This is a genomic window from uncultured Methanobrevibacter sp. (genome assembly GCF_947170395.1).
GTDB lineage: Archaea > Methanobacteriota > Methanobacteria > Methanobacteriales > Methanobacteriaceae > Methanocatella.
The window spans coordinates 17,654-34,569 of the sequence record NZ_CAMVTE010000022.1 but is presented as its reverse complement, the minus strand read 5'-3'; the positions used below and the strand labels follow the sequence as shown (position 1 = coordinate 34,569).

Annotated in this window: 18 protein-coding genes; 3 read left to right on the top strand and 15 right to left on the bottom strand. The window is 34.6% G+C overall.

Annotation, left to right across the window (positions count from 1 at the left end; translation table 11 throughout):
• From argJ to Q0W04_RS07255, 7 genes are all read right to left on the bottom strand, one after another.
• A partial coding sequence (gene argJ / locus Q0W04_RS07285) for a bifunctional ornithine acetyltransferase/N-acetylglutamate synthase (RefSeq protein WP_298501475.1) occupies positions 1 to 1,184 on the bottom strand: 1,184 nt, incomplete at its 3' end.
• Between the two features lie 17 nt (positions 1,185 to 1,201).
• Entirely contained in the window at positions 1,202 to 1,615 is a 414-nt protein-coding gene (locus Q0W04_RS07280; protein WP_298501473.1) for a hypothetical protein, read from the bottom strand.
• 24 nt (positions 1,616 to 1,639) lie between these two features.
• A complete protein-coding gene (locus tag Q0W04_RS07275; protein WP_298501471.1) occupies positions 1,640 to 2,842 on the bottom strand; it encodes a hypothetical protein in 1,203 nt (400 codons plus the stop codon).
• Entirely contained in the window at positions 2,835 to 3,860 is a 1,026-nt protein-coding gene (locus Q0W04_RS07270) for a Zc3h12a-like ribonuclease (protein WP_298501469.1), read from the bottom strand. Before Q0W04_RS07270 ends, Q0W04_RS07275 begins: the two co-directional genes overlap by 8 nt.
• Positions 3,861 to 3,922: 62 nt before the next feature.
• The gene (locus Q0W04_RS07265) at positions 3,923 to 4,666 is read right to left on the bottom strand and encodes a metallophosphoesterase (RefSeq protein ID WP_298501468.1); all 744 of its coding nucleotides are present in this window, start codon (positions 4,664 to 4,666) and stop codon (positions 3,923 to 3,925) included.
• A gap of 5 nt (positions 4,667 to 4,671) precedes the next feature.
• Positions 4,672 to 5,022 (bottom strand): nascent polypeptide-associated complex protein, encoded by a 351-nt coding sequence (locus Q0W04_RS07260; protein ID WP_298501467.1) that lies wholly within the window; start codon positions 5,020 to 5,022, stop codon positions 4,672 to 4,674.
• Positions 5,023 to 5,094: 72 nt separating this feature from the next.
• Complete coding sequence (locus Q0W04_RS07255) at positions 5,095 to 6,237, bottom strand: aldo/keto reductase (RefSeq protein WP_298501466.1); 1,143 nt, start codon at positions 6,235 to 6,237, stop codon at positions 5,095 to 5,097.
• 216 nt (positions 6,238 to 6,453) lie between these two features.
• Between Q0W04_RS07255 and Q0W04_RS07250 the strand changes: the two genes are divergently transcribed.
• Positions 6,454 to 6,990, top strand: a complete 537-nt coding sequence (locus Q0W04_RS07250; RefSeq protein WP_298501465.1) for a DNA-3-methyladenine glycosylase I — start codon at positions 6,454 to 6,456, stop codon at positions 6,988 to 6,990.
• 1 nt (position 6,991) lies between these two features.
• On the opposite strand, the gene Q0W04_RS07245 is transcribed toward Q0W04_RS07250, so the two are convergent.
• Genes Q0W04_RS07245 through modA form a run of 3 tightly spaced genes read right to left on the bottom strand, consistent with a single transcriptional unit; the run spans position 6,992 to position 9,605 of the window.
• Entirely contained in the window at positions 6,992 to 8,035 is a 1,044-nt protein-coding gene (locus Q0W04_RS07245; RefSeq protein WP_298501464.1) for a sulfate/molybdate ABC transporter ATP-binding protein, read from the bottom strand.
• Between the two features lie 27 nt (positions 8,036 to 8,062).
• Entirely contained in the window at positions 8,063 to 8,737 is a 675-nt protein-coding gene (modB, locus tag Q0W04_RS07240) for a molybdate ABC transporter permease subunit (RefSeq protein ID WP_298501463.1), read from the bottom strand.
• Between the two features lie 46 nt (positions 8,738 to 8,783).
• Positions 8,784 to 9,605, bottom strand: a complete 822-nt coding sequence (modA, locus tag Q0W04_RS07235; RefSeq protein WP_298501462.1) for a molybdate ABC transporter substrate-binding protein — start codon at positions 9,603 to 9,605, stop codon at positions 8,784 to 8,786.
• Between the two features lie 516 nt (positions 9,606 to 10,121).
• On the opposite strand from modA, the gene Q0W04_RS07230 reads away from it, so the two are divergent.
• Positions 10,122 to 10,532 carry a pyridoxamine 5'-phosphate oxidase family protein gene (locus Q0W04_RS07230; protein WP_298501461.1) on the top strand — a complete coding sequence of 137 codons (411 nt, stop codon included), beginning with the start codon at positions 10,122 to 10,124 and terminating at the stop codon, positions 10,530 to 10,532.
• Positions 10,533 to 10,540: 8 nt separating this feature from the next.
• Here Q0W04_RS07230 and Q0W04_RS07225 read toward each other — a convergent pair whose 3' ends face one another.
• From Q0W04_RS07225 to Q0W04_RS07210, 5 genes are all read right to left on the bottom strand, one after another.
• Positions 10,541 to 11,926 (bottom strand): glutamate synthase-related protein, encoded by a 1,386-nt coding sequence (locus tag Q0W04_RS07225; protein ID WP_298501460.1) that lies wholly within the window; start codon positions 11,924 to 11,926, stop codon positions 10,541 to 10,543.
• A gap of 7 nt (positions 11,927 to 11,933) precedes the next feature.
• The gene (locus Q0W04_RS07220) at positions 11,934 to 12,653 is read right to left on the bottom strand and encodes a carboxymuconolactone decarboxylase family protein (RefSeq protein WP_298501459.1); all 720 of its coding nucleotides are present in this window, start codon (positions 12,651 to 12,653) and stop codon (positions 11,934 to 11,936) included.
• 103 nt (positions 12,654 to 12,756) lie between these two features.
• Positions 12,757 to 12,870, bottom strand: a complete 114-nt coding sequence (locus Q0W04_RS10585) for a symporter small accessory protein (protein WP_366938639.1) — start codon at positions 12,868 to 12,870, stop codon at positions 12,757 to 12,759.
• Positions 12,870 to 14,477: a sodium:solute symporter gene (locus tag Q0W04_RS07215; RefSeq protein WP_298501458.1), complete on the bottom strand. Its 1,608-nt coding sequence runs from the start codon at positions 14,475 to 14,477 to the stop codon at positions 12,870 to 12,872. Before Q0W04_RS07215 ends, Q0W04_RS10585 begins: the two co-directional genes overlap by 1 nt.
• Positions 14,478 to 14,586: 109 nt before the next feature.
• Positions 14,587 to 15,381, bottom strand: a complete 795-nt coding sequence (locus tag Q0W04_RS07210) for a tetratricopeptide repeat protein (RefSeq protein ID WP_298501457.1) — start codon at positions 15,379 to 15,381, stop codon at positions 14,587 to 14,589.
• Between the two features lie 228 nt (positions 15,382 to 15,609).
• Here Q0W04_RS07210 and Q0W04_RS07205 point away from each other — a divergent pair, with 228 nt between their 5' ends.
• Entirely contained in the window at positions 15,610 to 16,911 is a 1,302-nt protein-coding gene (locus Q0W04_RS07205; RefSeq protein ID WP_298501456.1) for a phenylacetate--CoA ligase family protein, read from the top strand.
• Positions 16,912 to 16,916: the final 5 nt, after the last annotated feature.

The window sequence follows — 16,916 nt, the reverse complement described above, 5'->3', positions numbered from 1 at the left end:
GTTAAATCACAACCCCATGCAGTAGCTTCACCATCACCCAAATCCATATCAATATTTACAATGACATTTTTGGATTGCATGATTTTTTCAGCTCTTTTGAGGTATGGAGTATCTTCAAATGCCAATATTTCACCATTTTTGACCAAATCAACCTCATCCTCATCATCTGCAATGGCTATTGTCACTATATCAGGATTCAAATCACAACCTGAATATCCAATCGCCGATACAATTCTTCCCCAATTAGGATCCCCTCCAAATACTGCAGATTTAAAAAGGCTTGAGGATATGATTGATTTTGCAGCAAGTTTAGCATCATTGAAATCCTTGGCACCGAAAACATTGGCTTCAATGAACTTAGTGGCTCCTTCTCCATCACGAGCCATCTTTTTAGCCAAATCAATGCAAAGGTAATTTAAAGCATCCTGGAAATTGGAATCTATTTTGCCGTCTTTTATGACTTCGACACCTGATGCGCCATTGGCCATCATCAAACATGTATCATTGGTACTTTCATCACCGTCAACAACAATCATGTTAAAGCTTACATCAGCTGCTTTTTTCAATGCAGGCTTTATTTCTTTTGCCGGAATAATGGCATCTGTTACTATAAATGACAGCATTGTTCCCATATTTGGGGCAATCATTCCGCTTCCTTTGGTAATTCCTGCAATTTTTACTGTCTCACCAGTTGTTAATGTAACTTCAACAGCACATTCCTTTGGAAAAGTATCAGTAGTCATGATTGCCTTTGCAGCAGCAAGGGAATTTTCAGGATTATCTCCCAATTTGGAAAGAGATTCATAAGCCACTTTGGAAATGATGTCAATCGGCATTTCACGACCTATTACTCCGGTTGATGAAATCGCAATTTCTTCTGAGGGAATGTTTAAATCTTTTGAAACCAACTCAACCAATGTTTCGCAATCCTTAATACCCTGATTGCCTGTAAAACAATTGGCGTTTCCACTATTTACAAAAACAGCTGAAACAATTCCATTTTTTATTACATTTTTTGTATACTTAACGGGAGCTGCAACAACCTTGTTTGATGTGAAAACTCCAGAGGCAGTACTGTTTGGGCAAAGAATAATGCTTACACCAAATTTTCCTTCTCTAGCACCAGATACCTTAAGATTTTCAATGACTGAAAATCCTCCATCAAGATCTTTAATAAAATTCATAAAATCACAAAAATAAGTTAATGGTATTCTTCATCATCGGGACCATAGTTAGGCTCTCTTAAAATTCCCAATGATTGATTTTCATTATAATCAACATGATCAGATTCATTGAAAACAACTGAATTGGATTCATTCAAGTTGGAAGTCATCTCAACAGTGACATTTTCAATATGAGTGGAATTGTCCGCATTTCCCTCATCGAAACTGAGAGATATACCAATTCCCGCACCAATAATAAAGGCTACCAATGCAACAATCACAATAAATACTGTCTTACTACTCCTTTTTCCTTTAATTTTTTCTCTTTTAGGAGCTGCAGGCCTACGATTATTTTTTAGTTTGAATGACCTATTATTATTTCTTCGACGTTTTCGAGTGGATGAACCGTTTCCCGGTCTCAAAACTCTTTTATCGTCTTTTTTTCGTCTCATGTTATTTTTCTCTTTTTTAGTTTTCTAAGCTACAAATGCATAAATTAAAGCCAATATTATTCCAACAAATCCAAACATCCCCAATCCGAGAATGGACATTACGTATACAAATACGAATACGAAAATGAACACACCAATCAATTTTGATTTCTGATTTTCGATTAAGTTAATCAATGTTCTTGTAAATTCAGATGGAATATTATAAGCATATAATCCGTTAGCAAGTTCAAATACAACCAATGACAAAGGAGATGTTGCTTCCAAACTGTCAACCAGTTGTGCCCTTTCACCCGCTTCACGCCTACTTCTACCGACACCAGCTCTGATTTTTGCACCATTGTCAAGTGCAAACCATGCTGCATCAAGTCCTGCACGGATAGCTAAATCTTTAGATGGGAATCTTGCAATGAAATCATCCCCACCTTCCCTATAACCTTCCAGTTCACCGTCACACTCTGTTTCGATGAAATTTTTAATTCCGGTCATAAGGTCTACAAGTTGATTTCTACCATTTTTATCAATGAATTTGGTAGAATCTATTAAATCAATGAACAAATAATTTTCCAAATCCACAGGTCTTGATTCCCTAAGTAAAAACGGCTCATCAAAAACCAGTGCATATTCACCGCCAAGCTTTGTAAATGCAATACCCGGAAAAGCACCAATGCTTTGAGTATAATGAATTGCCCTTTCAATTGAAGCTGCACCAGTCATTCCAACAGCTGAAAAGACCTGATTTCCTTCAGACAATCCAATTCCGATAAGTTCAATAGCTACACGAATTGCATCATTTTTACTTAACATTTTTGCAACAAGTTCATTTGCTGTTTTTTCGACAATCTCTCCTTTTTCGGTTTGGATAATTTTAACAAAGATATTAATCAAATTAGAAGGGTGTTGAAGTTCAACATAAAGATAACGGTCACTACCCATGATGATATTGCTTACTAAAGCATATTCCTCAATTTTATTTTCAGCAGGAGTCAATTCATGGAAAGTGTAATCTGTAGGAATATTTTCAGCACCCACATCACGAATGAGATTCTGTAAAATTGTATCTGAAGTTATTTCTGCCTTATCCAATTCGAAAAGAATTGTTTGAGTATAGTTAAATAACTCCACATATTCTGTTTCCAGATTATTGGTCGGAAAAAATTTTGTTCCAACTGAGATAGGAGTGAGTTTTGTAAATAACTTAATTAAAGACTTAGTAAGGAAACTAGTCATCGAAGGCATCTCCTTTCTCTAGTTCAATTTCAAAATCACCCGGCTTTTCTAAAAGCATATCCGGTTTGACTGAGACAAATGGAAACTTCCAAGAACCAAGTCTGCCGGCAATAGTGCTTGCAATGTTTCTTGAGTTTCTTTTTATGAAAACTTCATCATGAGCACTTACACGAACTAAAATATTATATGGAGCATTTTCTGTTACTTCATCAGCAAGCAGGATATTCAGCTCGAAATTACCCGGTTTGGTAAATAAATCATTACGAACAGCAATTAAAGGCTTTTTCTCAAGGCCTAACCTGTCAGCAATTGTAACAGAAATATTGCCTGCATTTTTTACGGCAAGTTTATAATCTTTAGGATGAACCAATACAAAAATTACATATGGAGCAGCGATTTCAACATCATCAACCATTTCAACAATCTTATTGAACATAGGAATTTTTGAGAAAATATTTTCAAGTTTTGATTCAGCATTATTCTCATTATCAATACGTATTATAGCTTGTTTAGCTATATTTAAAGGGGAAATCTCCAATCCTTCTTTTCCAGTATAAATTTCCCATTTTTTAAAGTTCAATTCCTTAATGATTTCATCACAGATGTGTTGAAGGATATTCTTATCCTTTTTAGGTTTTTTAGGTTTTCCGAATGTGAGTCTGCCATTATCGATTACAAATGGAATTCTCATTGATGAAATATTTCTAAATTCAGCAGCATAATCTCTGAATTTATCATTGGATAATACTTTTGCTTTTTCACTAGTAGCAATTTCTAAAATAAAATGATCTGCATCGTTACCTGCCGGAACTTCCTCTACATTATCACTTTCCAACAGTTTCAAGAACTTTTCCTTATCGTCAATATCATGACGAAGTGACGCATCAGCAATAATTACAAATTCATCTTCACCTTCTTCTAATGCTTTTACAGCAGCAAGTATATTGGCCATTTTTGGCTGGCCGTTTTCATTTTTAACATAATGAGCCACATTAGAAGCATCAACGACAACTTTCATAATATCACCTAAAATTTAAATCAGTATAGTATATTTATTCGATTATATATTTAAATTTAATTTCATAATGTATTTCTTGGAAATTTTCCAAATAAAAATTTTTCTCCACCAACATTATTTAAGAAAATTTCTATTTCATCTTCAGAAATGATATAAACATTATAAGAATTGTTATTTTTTCCTCTCAGTTTATTTGAAGACAAAGATCCTGCATTAACGATAATGGTATCATTTATTTTCCAGATGTTAGGAACATGCTTATGGCCACATAAAACAATGCCAACCTCATGAGTAGTCAATGTCTTTAAAACATCCCCTGCATCCGATAAGACATTACGTTCACGACCTGTTTGAGGAATGGGAATAACATGGTGATGCAATGCCACAATAGAGAAATTATCCTTAATTGCACATTCATCCAACTGATGTTCCAACCACATATGTTGGGGGGTTCCAATATGGCCCCGGTCCTCATCCGGAGAACTGCTGTCCAAACCGACGACTGTGAATTCATCACCCAATGTCAGTTTCCAACTCCTCTCACCAATCAGTTCTTCAAAACTTTGATAACCAAGATTACGGGAATCGTGATTGCCGGGAACTGCAAATAATGGTGCTTCAAACATGGACAAATATCTTGTAGCCTGTTGGAATTCAACATATAAACCATTTTCTACAATATCACCTGTTAAAACAATCATGTCCGGTTGAAGGTTGTTTATTTCAGTTACTGCCTGCATAAACATGTCTTCATCAAAGCTTGCATTGCTTATATGCAAATCGGAAATATGTGCAATTACTGTCATTTTATCTATTGATTTAGTTTCATGATAGCTTCTGCCAAATCGCCTTTACATTCTTCAAGTGCTGCCCTTGCTTCGTCAGCTGAAACATTTGCACTGTTGGCTACCATTTCGATATCTTCATCAGGAATTTCAACTTCATATTCCAATTCGACTTCACGGGCTTTTCCTTCAATCTGGTAAGTTTCCTGACCCATTACATTCATTAAACTTACACTTGGATTATCGATAATCAATTCTTTATCATCAAAACGGATTATAACTTCACGGGCACCTTCAAGCTCTTCCATTTTCATGCCCATTTTTTTCATTTGCCTTTCCATCTGTTTCATTTGTTTTTTGTTCATACCAGGTATCATATTAAATCCTCATAAAATAACTGTTATTAAATATATTATTAATTATATATTAAAATTTGGTTAAAACTCCGATTATTTGTCAAATCCATAAATTTCAGTTTCAAATGTTTTTGCAACATCCTTTAAAACTTCAGGAATATTAATCTGCTGAGGGCATTCCTCAATACATACTTCACATTCTATACAATCAGAAGCTATTCCCACATCCGGAAGTTTTGAATAATTCAGATATGCGTTTCCAGGTTGTGACCAGTCATCACGGCCCAGCATCTTATGTTTATTATATAAATCAAACAGTTTTGCAATGTCAATGTCTTCAGAGCATGAATCAACACAATATCTGCATTTTGTGCAGTCAACAGTAATGTTGCTGTTAATGATTTCAGAAACCTCCTCAAGAATTTTAAGTTCCTTATCATCCAACGGATCTGCATTTTTAAATTCATCAATATTGTCTTCAAGCTGTTCCAACGTACTTGCTCCGGTTAAAACAACACAGACATCATCAAGGTTAGCTACAAATCTCATTGCCCATGAAACGACAGATTTATCAGGATTATGTTCCTTCATGATTTTTTCAGCTTCATCAGGAACATCCGCAAGAAAACCTCCCTTATAAGGTTCCATAATCATCACAGCCTTTTCATATTTTCTTGCAACCTCCAAACATTTTCTGGATTCAATTGCCTCATCTTCCCAGTCAAGATAGTTTATCTGAAGCAATACAAACTCGAGTTCCGGATGGTCAAACAATATTTCTTCCAGAAATTCAGCATTGCCGTGAGTTGATATTCCAATATGTTTAATGAATCCTTCTTCCTTTTTCTTTTGGATAAATGAATACAAATCAACGTTTTTCCAGGCAGTTTCTGTAAACCCACTTACATTATGCAGCATGAAATAATCAAAGTAGTCCACACCGGAATTTTTGAGTTGCTCTTCAAATAGAGGTTCCAGTTGAGATTCTTCACTAATGACAAACAAAGGCAGTTTAGTTGATATCTTAAATGAATCGCGAGGATATCTGTCAACGACACATTTTTTAAATGCGGATTCGCCAACACCCTCATGATAAACATATGCAGTATCAAAGTGATTGAAACCTGCATCCATAAACTTATCTACCATCTGATTAACCTGCTCATAATCAATGTTTGTAAAATCATTTTCATCCAAAAGCGGAAGTCTCATCATACCAAAGCCCAATTTAGTCATATTCTATCCTCCATCCGTATATTTTCCCCAATATATAATTCGTGAGATATTTTATACAATATACAATACTCTATCTTTATCAAGGCCATTTACTACATATTGAATTCGTAACCTGCATTCAAACTATTCCCGTTTCTTTTTAAAGCACGGTCCAATTAATCAACCCTGAGTTTTCATTGTGAATATATATAATTAAAGAGTATAATAATTATTCCTATGAAAAAAAATCGATGCAGTTGGGTAAACGATGATGAAATATACATCAAATACCACGATGAGGAATGGGGGATTCCCACCCATGACGATAAGGAATTATTTGAAATGCTTGTTTTGGAATCATTTCAGGCAGGCCTTTCATGGATTACAATACTTAAAAAACGTGAAAACTTCAAAAATGCCTTTGATGATTTTGATGTTGTTAAAGTAGCCAATTACAGTGAAGATAAAATTGATGAACTTAGAAATAACGAAGGAATAATTCGCCACAAAGGTAAAATCACATCAGCCATCAACAATGCAAAAATATTTATTGAAATTCAAAAAGAGTTTGGAAGTTTTTCAGATTATATCTGGTCATTTACCGATGATAAAATCATAAAAGCAGAATATCTAACAGAATCCGATTTGTCAAAGCAAATTTCAAAAGATTTGAAAAAAAGAGGAATGAAATTTGTAGGCCCAACAATAATCTATTCATATCTTGAATCGATTGGAATCATTGACAATCACGAAAAAGATTGCTTTAAATATTGAACTACTCTTCCAGCAATATTATATTTTTTGGATTGATTTTTATATACTTCGGAACCACAAATTCGTGGACACGAATCTGCTTTTCACATTCCCACCACAGACCATTCGGCAGAGTTATTTCCCATTGAAAAGGCATTTCCAATATTGCCGAATCCATTGTATCCAACACATTAACATCGTCCTGTTCAGCAGGAGCGAAATCATGTGCTCTTATACCAATGTGAGTAATGTTGGATGAAATCTTTTCAGATACTTCTAATGTAACTCCCCAATCTAAAGATTTGAGATGATAATCATCAATGACTTCAATTTTAGAGATGTTTTTACATCCTGTAAGTCTTGCAATTTGAACTTTCCTTGGGTTCTCAAATATCTCATGAGTACCTCCTTTTGCAATAATTTTACCATCATCCATAATTATAAGTTCGTCACAAAATTGAAATGCTTCATTACGGTCGTGAGTGACCAAAATTGAAAATCCGTCAAAATTTTTAAGCAGATTAACCAGTTCAATACGTAACTGTTCTTTTAAGTAGGTGTCCATAGCACTAAACGGTTCATCAAACAATATAACATCAGGACTATAAGCTAATATACGAGCTAATGCCACCCTTTGCTGCTGACCACCTGACAATTGTCTAGGATATCTTTTCTCCAATCCTTCAAGATGAAAACGCTTAATCATATCTGACACAATTTTCTTATCCTGATTTTTAGAAAGTCCCGCAGCAACATTTTCTTCAACAGTCATGTTGGGAAATAGTGCATAGTTCTGAAATAAGTACCCTACATTTCTTTTTTGAGGTTTTAAATTAATTTTTTTACTGGAATCAAAATAAACAGTTTCCCCATCAATACTTAAACTTATAACACCCTCATCAGGATTTACAATACCCGCAATGGATTTCAATGTCATGCTTTTACCGCAACCAGAGGGACCTAGAATACCCAAACATCCATTTTTCAATTCAAAATCAACTTCCAAGTCAAATTCCTTAAGTTTCTTTCGGATATCCACTTTCAATAATTTATTTCCCACATTCATCCCCCAACAACATATAAAAACAGTAAATTATCTCCATTGCTTTTCCTTACGTATGGAAACGTAATCCATAATAAAAATAGCTATAAATGATATGATAACAATGACTATTACATAATTAAAAGCATCTCCCATATTACCTGCCGCCACTTCAGAGTAAACAGCCATAGGGAGAGTTCTGGTTTGACCTGCAATGTTACCCGCAAGCATGGCTGTAGCACCAAATTCGCCTAAACCACGAGCATATGCAAGAATTCCACCACTAATAATTCCAGGCAATGCATTTGCAAATAAAATTTTCCAGAAAATTTTCCATTCGGACATACCTAATGTACGACCTGCATCCAATAAATTGGAATCAATTTGTTCAAATGCGCCCCTTGCAGAACGATACATTAAAGGAAAAGACATGACGACCGCAGCAATAACGGTCGCAGACCATGAAAATGCAATTTTCACAGTAAAAAAGTCAATGAAAAACTTTCCTATTGGTCCTCTAACACCAAAAATGTACAATAAAAAGAACCCCACTACAGTTGGAGGCAGTACAATCGGCAATGTGAAAATACCGTCCAGTACTATTTTTATTGTATCATTTTTAATCTTAACAATACCCCAAGCAACAACCAACCCAACAAAAAAAGTTATTAAAATTGATAAACTTGCAGTTTTCATTGAGATGAAAATAGGGGACCAATCCATCATGTCAATATCACCTTTAATATTATTAACTATTATATGATATTAAAATTTATTCATGAATAGTAAATCCGTATTCTGTAAATACATCTTTAGCTTCTTTGGTTTGTAAGAAGTCCATAAAGTTAGTTGCAGCATCAGTGTTGTTTGAATTTTTAAGAATAGCTACAGGATAAATAACGGAAGTATTTAAAGAACCTTCAGGAGCTTCACAAATTACTTTAACGTCATTAGTGGATTTTGCATCAGTGGAGTAAACAATACCACATTCAGCTGATCCTTGAGCTACTTGGTTTAATACTGCAGTTACATCAGTACCTAATGATAATTTGGATTCAACAGCATCCCAAATACCAAGGTTGGTTAATGCTTCTTTAGCGTACTGTCCTGCAGGTACAGATTCAGGGTCACCAATAGCAATGTTGCCGCTAACATTTGCTAAATCTTCGAATGAAGAAATGGTTGAATTTGAGTCAGCAGGTACGATTAAAACAACTTTATTTTCTAAGAACTGAAGATTAGTATTATTATCAATGTAACCTTCTTCAGTTAACTTGTCCATCTGTTTATTAGAAGCAGACATGAATACATCTGCACCTAAACCGTTTTCAATTTGAGATTGTAAATCCCCACTTGAAGCGTATGTTGGAGTAACTTTTACACCAGGGTATTTTTCTTCAAACATAGGAATTAATTTTTCATCATAAACATTTTTTAAACTAGCAGCAGCAGCTAAATTAACTTCTTGACCATTTAGACTATTATCAGTTCCGCTCAAAAAGTCGAAGAAACCAGCACTAACTACTGAACTTGCACAAACAATTACTACCATAGCAATAATTGCAACAACTAACAACTTTTTCATGGATTTCATAGTTTTCCTCCTCATTAATAGATTAAACAAAGTACAAATCAGACATTAAATACAATAATCAAAGATTAGAAAAAGACACGAAGATAATCTTATACACATCAATTAGCACAATAACATTGTTGCATATTGTAAACAACATTTATATCGATGCAAAACACCATATAAAAAATTTACAATAATTTAAAATATTAATTAAGGAATACTTACATATTCATTTCATAATATCTTATTATCAACTCATTTCCCATCTTAAATTACAATTGAATTATTATGATTAGTAATTATATTTATTATAACACTTGATATATAAATATTTTCATAACGATTCATTTTTTACAAAGATTAACTAACTTTACTACCATGCTACCACACTATTTTTGTATTTTTAAAATTACACCAGTTTTTTAAAAAAACATGATAAAATATTATCAAAAAATCAAATATGTTCGTTAGATTTAAAACAAAAAGAAAAGATTTATTAACCCCTACATAAGAAAATAAAGTAAGGAGAGATTTATGTCAGATATTAAAATTGTTGATGATTTTTTAGAAAGAGCTGAAGTCTTTTATTTGGCAACTACAAAAGGAGATCAACCAAAATGCAGACCATTCGGTTATCATTATTTAGATGGAGATAAAATTTATTTTACATCCGGAACATTTAAAGATGTTTTCAAGCAAATTCAGGAAAATCCAAAAGTGGAAATTGCCGCATATGACGGGGACAAATTCTTAAGATATTACGGAACAGCAAAAATTGTTAAAAATGATAAAATTGTCCAAAGAGCATTTGATGAATTGCCTGAAGTTGGAAAAATTTTTAAAGAAATGGGATTGGAACTCGGCGTTTTCTACATTGATAATGCAACCGCCGAAATCAGAAACCAATTAGAAGTTGAAATAACATATAAATTTGAATATGAATAATATTCAAATCATACATGCTTTATATCCGTATAATCAGATATTTCAGAGTTAATGGTGCACAAATCATCAATATTTAAATCATGAACATCATTGTGACCAGTAATTCTGGCGAATGTTTTTAACTCTTCTGTTGATACTTTCAAATAGTTTTCAACACGTTTTGCAGAAACATCTATTTTTAATCTTTTTCTAAGCTCACTATCCTGAGTTGCAACACCTACAGGGCAATCACCAGTATCACAAATTTTATACTGCTGACAGGCAGCTGCAATCATGGCTCCAGTACCGATTGCAATAGCATTGGCACCCATAGCCAAAGCCTTTGCAAAGTCTGATGATACTCTCAATCCGCCTGTGATTGTTAAGTCAATATCACTTCCATGCTCATCGAGAAACCTGCGGGCTCTTGAAAGAGCATAGATTGTTGGAACTGATGTGGAATCCCTTATCAACTGTGGGCTTGCACCGGTAGATCCGCCCCTGCCATCAATGGTTATGAAATCAGGCCCGGCATACAGCACATATTCCAAATCATCTTCAATCCTTCCGGCAGCAAATTTCAAACCAATCGGCCTGCCTTGTGAACGTTGCCTTAACTCATCCACCAATTCCTTTAAATCATCTTTGGTTGTAATACCGGGAATTGTGGCTGGGGAGTGAATATCCTCACCTAAAGGTTTGCCTCTAACTTCGGCAATTTCAGAAGTTACCTTTTCACCCTGAAGCTGACCTCCAAGACCTGGTTTGGTTGACTGACCAATTTTAATCTCTATGGCATCTGCATTTTTAAGATTCTCCTCATTGACAGAGTATCTGTTTGGAACATATTCAAAGATATATTTATATGCATTTTCCATCTCTTCAGCTAAAATTCCACCTTCACCACTGCATTGAGCTGTTTTAATGGCAGCACTGCCCTTGGCAAGTGCAATCTTTGTTTCTCTTGAAAGGGCTCCAAAAGACATATGAGTTATATATATCGGACTTTCAATGACCAATGGCTTTTTGGCATTTCTACCTATGACAGTACGGGCATTCACTTCAACGTCACTTTCCAAAGGTTGGGGATTTAATTGACATCCCAAAAGAAGAATATCATCCCAATTAGGCATTGGAAGTTCAGTATACATTGCAGAGACTATTGATTCACCAGTCATTGCCATTTGATGAATTGCATCCATTGCCCTGATGTCCTTGTCTGATTTTGCATAATTCTTATCATAGGCCAATTGTGCATTCTTTATCTCAATGTTTTCCGTTGATTTTGAGTTTTCAACTTCAACAAACTTTGAAATATCCTGTTTACAGATAGGACAAGCATCCAGTTCAGTTAATAAGACGCCTGTCGCTTCTTCATTGTGTATATGGCCACAAATTGTACATTTATATATCATACTATCCCTATTTACAAATTTCATTTATAATTGCCAAAGCATTAAGAGTTCTTGGAAAACCTATATAAGGCAAAATTACTGTTAAAACAGAAATCAGCTTTTCTTTGGAATTGCCCACTGCCAGATTTCCTTGGGTATGGCCCCTCAACTGATTTTCACAGCCCCCGATTGTTGCTATGAAAGTGAATGTTATCAATTCTCTCTGCTGATCATCAAGACCATTTCTTGTGTAGAAATCCCCAAAGCAGAAACCTTCTAAAAACCTATTAAAATGCTGCTGGTCTTGAGGAGTGGAATTTCTCATGTTTTCAATATTTTCAGCCCCAAAATAACTTTCCTGTATTTCACGACCTTTTTCATGCCTGTTTTCAGGATTGGTATTTGACTGTCCTTCAAGAGGCAATTCAATGCCCTTTTTGTCAAATACTTTTATGACTACTCCAAAGAAATTGTGCGCCCTTGCAAAACCCACATATGGAACTGACTGATACAGCACTTCCTTTATTTCAATGGGAGTGACACCCTTATCCAATGCACTCATCAATATTTTTTTAAAAGCTTTTGGAGACTGGGCAGCAATCAAACATGCCAGAATCACTAAAATACTGTCTTTTTCACTTAATGTGGAATATTCAAAAACTTCTCCGAATGCAAAATTTCTGAAAATTTCATGAAATTCGGGATCGTTTTTTCCAATTCTTCCAAAATTGTCGAATAAACTTTTCATAGGATATAATTATCATTATCCATATATAAAATAACTGTTAAAAAATAAGTCCGAATCAAAAAAAAAATAAAGAAGGAAAAAGTTCCTTCATATAGAAAAAGGATTAATCTCCTTTATTCCAATTTATAATACCATAACCGACACATAAAAGTGTGGATAATATTATTCCGAGATATACTCCCCAAATCCAGGGATCAGCAATTCCCAAAACTGTCATTATGCATCACTCCTTGCATCAATTTGTTCGAATGCCTTATCTACAACATCCTGAGCTGGAGGTTTTGTAAGCAAACTTACAACAATTGTAAATATTGCTGAAACAGGTACAGCTATCAGCATTACATCAATAAATGGCCATGGCGCTGCAGGCAAGATTGTTTCTACACCTAAAATGAATTTACAGATTCCGAGTCCAACTGCAGTCTTTTTGAATACAAACATCAACCAGAACAGACTTACAAATGTTCCGGATACTATTCCTGCAATGGCTCCGAGTCTTGTAATTCCTTTCCAGTAAAGTGCTCCTAAAAATACAGGAAGGAACGCTGCTGCACAAATTTCAAAGAACAAGCTTGTTCCAAGCGCAACCACACTTCCAGGAAGTGAATATGCCATAACCAATGCTAAAATAATAGCTATCAAAATACCTACTCTTGAAATTGAAACCTGATCAAGTTTTTGTTTGGATTTGTCTCTTAAAGTTGCATAAATATCCACACCAAAAGCGGTTCCCTGAGTGTGCAATTGTGAAGATATTGTTGACATTGCAGCTGCGATTAAAGAAAGCAGGAAAATATATACAAACCATTCAGGCAGGGCCATTGTAATGAATGTTGGAATAACCTTGTCGATGTTTCCTCCAACGACATCAACTGCAATCTTTCCCACTTTATCAAGGAAATATACATTTGAAAGTGATCCTACGATGTATGCGGTTGTTGGCATGATTGCAATGAAAATACCTCCAATTAAAACAGACCTGTTTAATTCTTTGTCTGATTTAACAGTCATGAACCTTACAATCAATGACGGTTGAGCAAGTACACCAATACCTACACCAATAAGAGTGGATGAAACTAAGGACCACCAGAATGGAGTTCCAAACTCCGGAAACGATGTCCAGCCCGTACCGCCCGTTGCCAGGGCATCTGCAGGATAAAGGTTAACCATGTTAGTCAGAGCAGTGTTTGCAGTATCCACTCCTCCAAGCAACCAATATACAAATACAAGCAGGAATACCATTGCAACAACCATGATGGTTCCCTGAAGGGCATCTGTATACATTACACCACGGATTCCACCGAACAGTACATAAAATGTAATAATTATTGATAAGATTAATAGTGCAATACTGAAATCAATTAATAGTGAAGATTCTAAAAATCTTGCAGCTCCAATCAATACTACCGCAGCATAAATCGGCATTGCACAGAAAATAATTAATCCGGAAGCATATTGAATGAATTTACTGTCAAAACGTTTTCCTAAAAACTCCGGAAATGTTAATGAGCCCAATGAATGACCCATTCTACGAGTTCTTTTTCCTAAAAATACAAATGCTATGAATACACCAATGATAATGTTTAAAAATGCTAACCATAAAACACTCATCCCATATTCACTTGCCACTCCTCCAAAACCTACAATAGCGGCTGTCGAAATAAAAGTAGCACCATAACTCATCGCCATGATAAATGGGTGTGTATCCTTACCGGCTATCATAAAATCTTCAGAGGAATTAGTTTTTTTGTATGCATAATAACCTACAAAAACAAGAGCAAATATGTAGATTATAAATACAATTGCTAAAATCATAACGTCCATAAATAATTACCTCTAAAATATTAACTAAATAATATTTACATTAATTATTTTAATAGAGACATTATATAAACATTACTACTAATGTACATTAATGTACTTTTTTGTACATTCACATTATTATAAAACCAATATCATTGACAATGCCATGATCAGTTCCATTTTCCTTATAATCAAGCAACAGTTCAATAGCATCACCAATGCCAATATCCTCACCATCAACGAGATGAATATTGACACCCAAACTTTCACACAACTGACTATAAATAACCGATTGAATCATGATACGTGTTTCATCCTTAATCTCACTTCCCAACTCATCAACAATTTCAACACAGTCCCTGAATTTCCCGGAATACAATTTCAAGTAAAATACCGGCAGAATCCTGTATTTATCACCACCAGTTATTAACAGAAGTTTATCTGCACAATTATTGATAATATCATCATTGTTTAAGGACAATCCAATCAGGGATTTTTCATACAGTGCATCTTCAAAGTTTTCATCAACCTCAAGAGCCATATTGCAAAACCTTAAAGCATTTTTAAAATCACCCAATATCTTATAAAATCTAGCAGCATCCAGCATCATCCTCTTATCATCACTTGCCATGATTTTTTCAAATTTCTTTAATGTATCCAAGGCTTCAACCTTTTCGGACAATGCAATATGACATCTGATTTTTTCATACATCAGAAGTTCATTATCAGGTTCCTCCCCCAAAAGAGAATCAATTAGAAACAATGCCTTGTCATACCTTTCAAGTTCCATCAGACATGTAATCTTAAAAATCAAAACAAAGTCATAATCCTCATCGCTTTCATCAACTGCATCAAAATACAGCAATGCCTTTTCATAATTTTCATCGCTAAATTCCATTCTTCCACGATTAATCTTTGAATCCATATTAATCACCAGTTAAATTTATAAAAAAAGGATTATAAATAGTTTATTAAAAAAATAAAGTAAATATTGCTTTTAATTTATAAAATAACGAGTTTAGAGCAATATTGCATTCGGAATATAGACAACAAAACAAAATCTCTGCTGAAAAATTAAACATTATTATAAACTTTATATGAAAGAAACATCATAATTAAACATTGAAAGAAAAATCATTAAAATAGGGATACTATGTTTTGGAATGAAAAAGCCGAATGTATGGATAAAGAGGAAAAAGAAAAGATTCAACTTGAAAGGCTGCAAAAAACTGTTAAACTAGCCTATGAAAACGTTGAATTTTATAAAAAAAGATTTGATGAAGCAGGTCTTAAACCAGAAGATATTAAAACATTAAAAGATATCGAAAAAATTCCATTTACAACAAAAACTGATTTAAGAGAAGCATACCCATTAGGATTACTTGCAGTTCCACGTGAAGAAATTGTAGAAGTACATGCATCTTCAGGAACAACCGGAAAACCAACCGTTACTGCATATACCCAAAATGACTTGGACATTTGGGGAGAATGCATTGCACGTGGACTAAAAATGGCCGGAGCTGAAAAAGAATATATAATTCAAAATGCTTACGGATACGGATTATTTACAGGCGGTTTTGGAATTCACCATGGTGGAAACAAAATGGGTGCTATCACAATACCGATTTCAGCCGGAAACACCCAAAGACAGCTTTCAACAATGATTGATTTTCAAACCGACATATTGACCTGTACACCATCATATGCAATGTATCTTGGAGAGTCAAGAGAAAAGGCAGGAATCAGCTTAGATGAACTCAATTTGAAAGTAGGAATTCATGGAGCTGAAATGTGGACTGATGAAATGAGGAAAAGAATAGAATCATCCCTTGGAATAAAAACACACAACATTTACGGACTAACCGAAGTTATGGGTCCTGGTGTTGCACAGGAATGCGACCAGCAAAACGGAATGCACATCCAGGATGATCATTTCTATCCAGAAATCATCAATTCAGACACCGGTGAGACACTGGATTACGGTGAGAAAGGAGAACTTGTCCTAACATCTCTTACAAAAACCGGAATGCCTATTTTAAGATTTAGAACAAAAGATTTAACATCACTCATCTGTGAGAAATGTGAGTGCGGAAGAACAACAGTCAGAATGACAAGAATCACCGGAAGAAGCGATGACATGATTAAAATCAAAGGGGTTATGGTGTTCCCATCCCAAATCGAAAAAGCATTGCTTAAAATTAATGGAGTTAGTCCTAACTACATGATTCATGTGACAAGACCTGATATTTTGGACCAGGTTGAAGTGAAAGTTGAAGCTTCAAAAGAATTGTTCTCCGACGAAATGAAAGAAATGGAAAAGGTCGAAAAACAGATTCAGGCATCCATCAGATCAGAAACAGGACTAAGAGTTGATGTAACCATTTGTGAACCGGAATCACTTCCAAGAAGTGAAGGTAAAGCTGTTCGTGTAATTGATGAAAGGAACTTAGGATAGGTGAT

Coding starts and splice junctions, on each gene's coding strand:
- Q0W04_RS07280 (WP_298501473.1), bottom strand. CDS start 1,615: ATGAGACGAAAAAAAGACGATAAAAGAGTTTTGAGACCGGGAAACGGT.
- Q0W04_RS07275 (WP_298501471.1), bottom strand. CDS start 2,842: ATGACTAGTTTCCTTACTAAGTCTTTAATTAAGTTATTTACAAAACTC.
- Q0W04_RS07270 (WP_298501469.1), bottom strand. CDS start 3,860: ATGAAAGTTGTCGTTGATGCTTCTAATGTGGCTCATTATGTTAAAAAT.
- Q0W04_RS07265 (WP_298501468.1), bottom strand. CDS start 4,666: ATGACAGTAATTGCACATATTTCCGATTTGCATATAAGCAATGCAAGC.
- Q0W04_RS07260 (WP_298501467.1), bottom strand. CDS start 5,022: ATGATACCTGGTATGAACAAAAAACAAATGAAACAGATGGAAAGGCAA.
- Q0W04_RS07255 (WP_298501466.1), bottom strand. CDS start 6,237: ATGACTAAATTGGGCTTTGGTATGATGAGACTTCCGCTTTTGGATGAA.
- Q0W04_RS07250 (WP_298501465.1), top strand. CDS start 6,454: ATGAAAAAAAATCGATGCAGTTGGGTAAACGATGATGAAATATACATC.
- Q0W04_RS07245 (WP_298501464.1), bottom strand. CDS start 8,035: ATGAATGTGGGAAATAAATTATTGAAAGTGGATATCCGAAAGAAACTT.
- modB (WP_298501463.1), bottom strand. CDS start 8,737: ATGATGGATTGGTCCCCTATTTTCATCTCAATGAAAACTGCAAGTTTA.
- modA (WP_298501462.1), bottom strand. CDS start 9,605: ATGAAATCCATGAAAAAGTTGTTAGTTGTTGCAATTATTGCTATGGTA.
- Q0W04_RS07230 (WP_298501461.1), top strand. CDS start 10,122: ATGTCAGATATTAAAATTGTTGATGATTTTTTAGAAAGAGCTGAAGTC.
- Q0W04_RS07225 (WP_298501460.1), bottom strand. CDS start 11,926: ATGATATATAAATGTACAATTTGTGGCCATATACACAATGAAGAAGCG.
- Q0W04_RS07220 (WP_298501459.1), bottom strand. CDS start 12,653: ATGAAAAGTTTATTCGACAATTTTGGAAGAATTGGAAAAAACGATCCC.
- Q0W04_RS10585 (WP_366938639.1), bottom strand. CDS start 12,870: ATGACAGTTTTGGGAATTGCTGATCCCTGGATTTGGGGAGTATATCTC.
- Q0W04_RS07215 (WP_298501458.1), bottom strand. CDS start 14,477: ATGGACGTTATGATTTTAGCAATTGTATTTATAATCTACATATTTGCT.
- Q0W04_RS07210 (WP_298501457.1), bottom strand. CDS start 15,381: ATGGATTCAAAGATTAATCGTGGAAGAATGGAATTTAGCGATGAAAAT.
- Q0W04_RS07205 (WP_298501456.1), top strand. CDS start 15,610: ATGTTTTGGAATGAAAAAGCCGAATGTATGGATAAAGAGGAAAAAGAA.